This window comes from Kitasatospora sp. NPDC057518 (assembly GCF_042802075.1).
In the GTDB taxonomy this organism is placed as follows: Bacteria; Actinomycetota; Actinomycetes; order Streptomycetales; family Streptomycetaceae; genus Kitasatospora.
In genome coordinates, this window is record NZ_JBHVEU010000517.1 from 1 (window position 1) to 5,930 (window position 5,930).

Below are 5,930 nucleotides of genomic sequence, written 5' to 3' on the forward strand. Positions count from 1 at the left end.
GGTTCCACACCGCCGGGAACGGCGCCCTGCGTGGCGTCCTGGCTGGTGGCCGGCGGCCGGCTCAGCCCTTGCGGCGGCGGCCCTTGGCCGACTTGGCGGCCTTGCGGCGCTCGGCGCGGGTCATCCCGTCGCCCTCGTCCTCCGGCGCGAGGTCGTCGAAGTCGCCCTCGATGACACCGCCGCCGACCTCGTCCGAGGGGGCCGTGTAGTGCAGCCGCTGCGGCTTCGGGGCCTCCAGGCCCTTGGCCTTGATCTCCGGGCGGGCGGCGTCCTTCTCCAGCTTGTCGAGCGCCACCTGGGCGTCCTCGACCGGGACCTCCTCGACCTGCTGCTCGACCTGGACCTCCAGGTTGAACAGGTAGCCGACGGACTCCTCCTTGATGCCCTCCATCATCGCGGTGAACATGTCGAAGCCCTCGCGCTGGTACTCGACCAGCGGGTCGCGCTGCGCCATGGCCCGCAGGCCGATGCCCTCCTGGAGGTAGTCCATCTCGTAGAGGTGCTCGCGCCAGCGGCGGTCCAGCACCGACAGCACGACCCGGCGCTCCAGCTCGCGCATGATCTCCGCGCCCAGCTGGTCCTCGCGGGCGCCGTACTGGCCCTGGATGTCCTCCTGGACGGACTTGATCAGGAACTCGGGGGTCAGCCCGGCCGGGCCGCCAGCCTCCTCCTCCAGCTCCTCCAGGTCCAGGGTGACCGGGTAGAGCTGCTTGAGCGCGGTCCAGAGCTTGTCCAGGTCCCAGTCGTCCTCGAAGCCCTCACCGGTGGCCGCGCGGACGTACGCCTCGACGGTGTCGTCCATGAAGTGGCCGACCTGCTCCTGGAGGTCCTCGCCCTCCAGCACCCGGCGGCGCTCGCCGTAGATGACCTCGCGCTGGCGGTTGAGCACCTCGTCGTACTTGAGGACGTTCTTGCGGATCTCGAAGTTCTGCTGCTCGACCTGGGTCTGCGCGGAGGCGATGGCGCGGGTGACCATCTTGGACTCGATCGGCACGTCCTCGGGGACATTGGCCATCGAGAGCACGCGCTCGACCATGCCGGCCTTGAACAGGCGCATCAGGTCGTCGCCCAGCGACAGGTAGAAGCGGGACTCGCCCGGGTCGCCCTGACGGCCGGAGCGGCCGCGCAGCTGGTTGTCGATCCGGCGGGACTCGTGCCGCTCGGTGCCGAGGACGTAGAGGCCGCCGGCCTCCTTGACCTCGTCCTGCTCGGCCTTCACCGAGGCCTTGGCCTTCTCCAGCGCGGCCGGGAAGGCGGCCTCGTACTCCTCCGGGGTGTCCGTCGGGGTGAGCCCGCGCTGCGCCAGCTCGGCCGCCGCGAGGTGGTCGGAGTTGCCGCCCAGCATGATGTCGGTGCCGCGGCCGGCCATGTTGGTGGCGACGGTGACGGCGCCCTTGCGGCCGGCCTGCGCGACGATCTGCGCCTCGCGCTCGTGGTGCTTGGCGTTCAGCACCTCGTGCGGGATGCCGCGCTTGCGCAGCTCCTGCGACAGGTACTCGGACTTCTCGACCGACACGGTGCCGACCAGCACCGGCTGGCCCTTCTCGTGCTTCTCGGCGATGTCCTCGACCACGGCGGCGAACTTGGCCGGCTCCGACTTGTAGATCAGGTCGGGCTGGTCGATGCGCAGCGGCGTCTTGTTGGTCGGGATCGGCACCACGCCGAGCTTGTAGATCTGGTGGAACTCGGCGGCCTCGGTGGTGCCGGTACCGGTCATGCCCGCGAGCTTGTCGTACAGGCGGAAGAAGTTCTGCAGGGTGATGGTGGCCAGGGTCTGGTTCTCGTTCTGGACCTCCACCCCCTCCTTGGCCTCGATCGCCTGGTGCATGCCCTCGTTGTAGCGGCGGCCGGCCAGGATGCGGCCCGTGTGCTCGTCGACGATCATGACCTCGCCGTTCATCACGACGTAGTCCTTGTCCCGCTTGTACAGCTCCTTCGCCTTGATGGCGTTGTTCAGGAAGCCGACCAGCGGGGTGTTCACCGACTCGTAGAGGTTGTCGATGCCCAGGTAGTCCTCGACCCGGCTGACGCCCTCCTCCAGGATGCCGACCGTGCGCTTCTTCTCGTCGACCTCGTAGTCCCGGTCGATCTTCAGGCGCAGGACCAGCTTGGAGAAGTCGGCGTACCACTTGGTCGCCTGGTCGGCCGGGCCGGAGATGATCAGCGGGGTACGAGCCTCGTCGATCAGGATCGAGTCGACCTCGTCGACGACCGCGAAGTAGTGGCCGCGCTGGACGAGTTCGTCCTGCGACCAGGCCATGTTGTCGCGCAGGTAGTCGAAGCCGAACTCGTTGTTCGTGCCGTACGTGATGTCCATCCCGTACTGGCGCTTGCGCTCGGCGGGCGTCATGTTGGCCAGGATCACGCCGACTTCGAGGCCGAGGAAGCGGTGCACCCGGCCCATCCACTCCGAGTCGCGCTCGGCGAGGTAGTCGTTGACGGTGATCAGGTGGACGCCCTTGCCCGTCAGCGCGTTCAGGTACGCGGGCAGCGTGCCGACGAGGGTCTTGCCCTCACCGGTGCGCATCTCGGCGACGTACCCGTGGTGCAGCGCGGCGCCGCCCATGAGCTGGACGTCGTAGTGCCGCTGGCCGAGCACGCGCTTGGCGGCCTCACGGACGGTGGCGAACGCCTCGGGGAGGATGTCGTCCAGGGTCTCGCCGTCCGCGAGCCGCTGCTTGTACTCGTCGGTCAGTGCGCGCAGCTCGGCGTCGGTGAGGTTGACGAAGTCCTCTTCGATGGAGTTGACCTGGGCGGCAATCCGCTGCAGCTTGCGAAGGATCTTGCCCTCGCCGGCGCGCAGGATCTTGTCGAAGACGGACACGATGAGCGGGCTCCTTGCCTGTATTGGCACTGGACGACTGCACGGCGGGTCCACCCCACCGCACGGGCCATCGTATGCGAGGAGTCCAACCCCCCGGGAGGTGCGTCAGCACGGTATTCCCGTGTCACCCTGGCGAGCACATGGCCCGATAGCACCGTCCACCGGGACAAAACGGTCGGCGGGTCGTGGAGTTGGACGCCAAGGCGGGCGAATAATCGGATGCCTGCCTTCCTCCCCTGGCGGAATAATCCGTTCATGGACGAACTTCGCGCCGAACTTCCCGCCCTCACCACCGACCGACTGGTCCTGCGCCCCCCGCAGGAGTCGGACATCGACGCGGTCTACGCCGCCTGCCAGGATCCGGAGATCCAGCGCTGGACGGTCGTCCCGTCGCCCTACCGCCGCGAGGACGCCGAGTTCTTCGTACGCGATCTCGCCATCGAGGGCCGGCGCACCGGGGCGAACCTGATCTGGTGCGTGTTCGAGCGCGAGTCCGGCACCCTCGTCGGCTCCCAGGGGCTCGTCCTGCGCCCCCAGGACCCGGGCTGCGCCGAGATCGGCTGGTGGGCCGTGAAGGAGTTCCGCGGCCGCGGCTACACCACCGAGGCCGCGCGCGCCGTCTCCCACTACGGCCTGCGCGAGCTGGGCCTGCGCCGCCTGGAGTGGCTGGCCTACGTCGGGAACGACGGCTCCCGCGCGGTCGCCGAGAAGGCCGGCTACCGCTTCGAGGGCACCCTGCGCTCGTACGCCGAGCAGCGCGGCGCCTTCCACGACTCCTGGATCGCCTCCCTGCTGCCCTCCGACCTGGCCTGAGCCCTCCGCCCCGACCCGGGCCCTCCGTCCCGCCCCGGGCCCGCGCTGTCGGTGCCCCGGACTACGCTCCCCGGCATGACCGCCGCTGCCGCCAACCCCGCCCCCGCCGCCGTCCTCAGCGCGGACGACGCCCGCCGGATCGCCCTGCGCGCCCAGGGCCTGCTGGGCGCGCCGGACCGCCGCGGCGGGGTGCGCGGGGTGCTGCGGCACCTGGGCGCCGTCCAGCTGGACACCATCTCGGTGCTCGCCCGCTCGCACGAGCTGGTGCCGTACGCCCGCCTCGGCGCGGTCGGCCGCCCGGCCGTCGAGGCGGCGTACTGGGGCGGCGGCACGAGCTTCGAGTACTGGTCGCACGCGGCCTGCCTCCTGCCGGTCGAGGAGTGGCCGCTGTTCGCCTTCCGGCGCCGCCGCTACCGCGACCGCGGCCACCTCTGGGGCCACCAGGTCCCGCCCGAGACCTACCGCGCCGTGCTGGACAAGCTGCGGGCCGAGGGGCCGTTGACCTCCACCGAGCTGGGCGGCGCCAAGAAGACCGCCGAGTGGTGGGACTGGTCCGACACCAAGATCGCGGTCGAGCGGGCGCTGGCCTTCGGCGACGTGGTCTGCACCGAGCGCCGGAGCTGGAAGCGGGTCTACGCACTGGCCGAACAGGCCATCCCCGACGCCCTGTTGGGGCAGGAGCGGTCGGACGGGGAGTGCGTGCGCACCCTGGTCGCCCAGGCCGGCGCCGCGCTCGGCGTGGCCACCCGGGCCGACCTGCTGGACTACCACCGGCTGCGCGCCGAGCAGTTGGACCCGGTGCTCGCCGACTGCGGGCTCGTCCCGGTCGAGGTGGCCGGCTGGGGCCCGGACGGCGCCCCGGCCCCGGCCTGGGCCGACCCGGCCGCCCTCGCCACCGCCCCGCGCGGGCGCCACCGCACCACACTGCTCTCGCCGTTCGACTCCCTGGTCTGGGACCGCGCCCGCACCGAGCGGATCTTCGGCATGACGCACCGGCTGGAGGCCTACACGCCCAAGCACAAGCGGGTGCACGGCTACTTCGCGATGCCGCTGCTGGCCGGCGGCCGGCTGGTCGGCCGGGTCGACCCGGCCCGCGAGGGGCGCACCCTGGTCGCCCGGCAGGTCTCCCTGGACGGTCCGGGGCGGGGCGCCCGGCACGTCGAGGCGCTGGCGACGGCGCTGCGCGAGGCGGCCGACTGGGTCGGCTGCGACGGGGTGCGGGTCGGGACGCTGCACGACGAGCGGCTGCGCCCGACCCTGGAGAAGCTGCTGGCGGACCGCTAAGTCCCGCCCGGCTCACCCTATTTCGAGGATCTTCTCCCGCATCGCGTACACCACCGCCTCCATCCGCGAGTGCAGCTGGAGCTTCTCCAGGATGTTGCGCACGTGGTTCTTCACGGTGTTCTCGCTGATGAACAGCTCCTTGGCGATCTCCCGGTTGTTCATCCCGGTCGCCACCAGCTTGAGCACCTCCAGCTCCCGGTCGGTGAGCCGGGGCGCGGGCACCAGGTCCCGGTCGTCGGAGCGGCGCTGGATCATCGACTTGAACTCGGTGAGCAGCTTGGACGCCATCGAGGGGCTGATCTGCGACTGCCCGTCGGCGACCGCGCGGATCGCGGTGGCGACCTCGTCGGTGGAGATCTCCTTGAGCAGGTAGCCGGTGGCCCCCGCCTTGATCGCCTCGTAGAGGTCGGCCTCCTCGTCGCTTATCGTCAGCATGATGATCTTGGTGCTCGGTGCCACGTCCTTGATCGCCGTGCAGGCCTCGATCCCGCTGCGGCGCGGCATCCGGACGTCCATGAGGATGATGTCGGGCAGCAGGTCGGCGGCCTTCAGCACGGCCTCGGCGCCGTCCCCCGCCTCGCCGACGACCTTGATGTCCGGCTCCTCCGCGAGGACGATCTCCAGCCCCCGACGGAACAGCGCGTGGTCGTCCACCACCAACACGCGGATCGGTTCACCCCGGTGCGGCTCGTACGCGGGCTCATCCTCCGCCCCCAACGGCAGCCCTGGCCCGACCCCGGGCCCCAGCCCGAAGTGATCCCCCATCCGCTCCTCCCCCTTCGCGGGTCGTCGTGCGCCAATCATTCCACGCCCCGGCGCCGCCCCGGTCACGCTCCGATGCCGATTCCCCCGCAACGGGTGACCCGTCCGTCCGGGGCGCGAGACCGCCCTCGACGCACCGCCGTTGGAACCGCACCGCACCCTCGACGCACCGCTGTTCGAACCGTGCCGCCGTTCGATCCCAACCGCCCCCGAACGCCGGTGACCCCGGCGGCCACGGCCGCCGGGG

General features: G+C 71.0%; 4 protein-coding genes. 2 read left to right on the top strand and 2 right to left on the bottom strand.

From position 1 onward, the window contains the following. Window positions 1–61: 61 nt before the first annotated feature. On the bottom strand, window positions 62–2,824 hold the full coding sequence (gene secA / locus ACFU7Z_RS34780) for a preprotein translocase subunit SecA (protein ID WP_049657305.1): 2,763 nt from the start codon (window positions 2,822–2,824) through the stop codon (window positions 62–64). A 255-nt stretch (window positions 2,825–3,079) separates the two neighbouring features. On the opposite strand from secA, the gene ACFU7Z_RS34785 reads away from it, so the two are divergent. Both ACFU7Z_RS34785 and ACFU7Z_RS34790 read left to right on the top strand, forming a co-directional pair. Further along, a complete protein-coding gene (locus tag ACFU7Z_RS34785; RefSeq protein ID WP_049657307.1) occupies window positions 3,080–3,637 on the top strand; it encodes a GNAT family N-acetyltransferase in 558 nt (185 codons plus the stop codon). A gap of 75 nt (window positions 3,638–3,712) precedes the next feature. After that, window positions 3,713–4,921, top strand: coding sequence for a winged helix-turn-helix domain-containing protein (locus tag ACFU7Z_RS34790; protein WP_380782002.1), 1,209 nt, complete (start codon window positions 3,713–3,715; stop codon window positions 4,919–4,921). A gap of 12 nt (window positions 4,922–4,933) precedes the next feature. On the opposite strand, the gene ACFU7Z_RS34795 is transcribed toward ACFU7Z_RS34790, so the two are convergent. After that, on the bottom strand, window positions 4,934–5,686 hold the full coding sequence (locus ACFU7Z_RS34795; RefSeq protein WP_082346073.1) for a response regulator transcription factor: 753 nt from the start codon (window positions 5,684–5,686) through the stop codon (window positions 4,934–4,936). Window positions 5,687–5,930 lie beyond the last annotated feature (244 nt).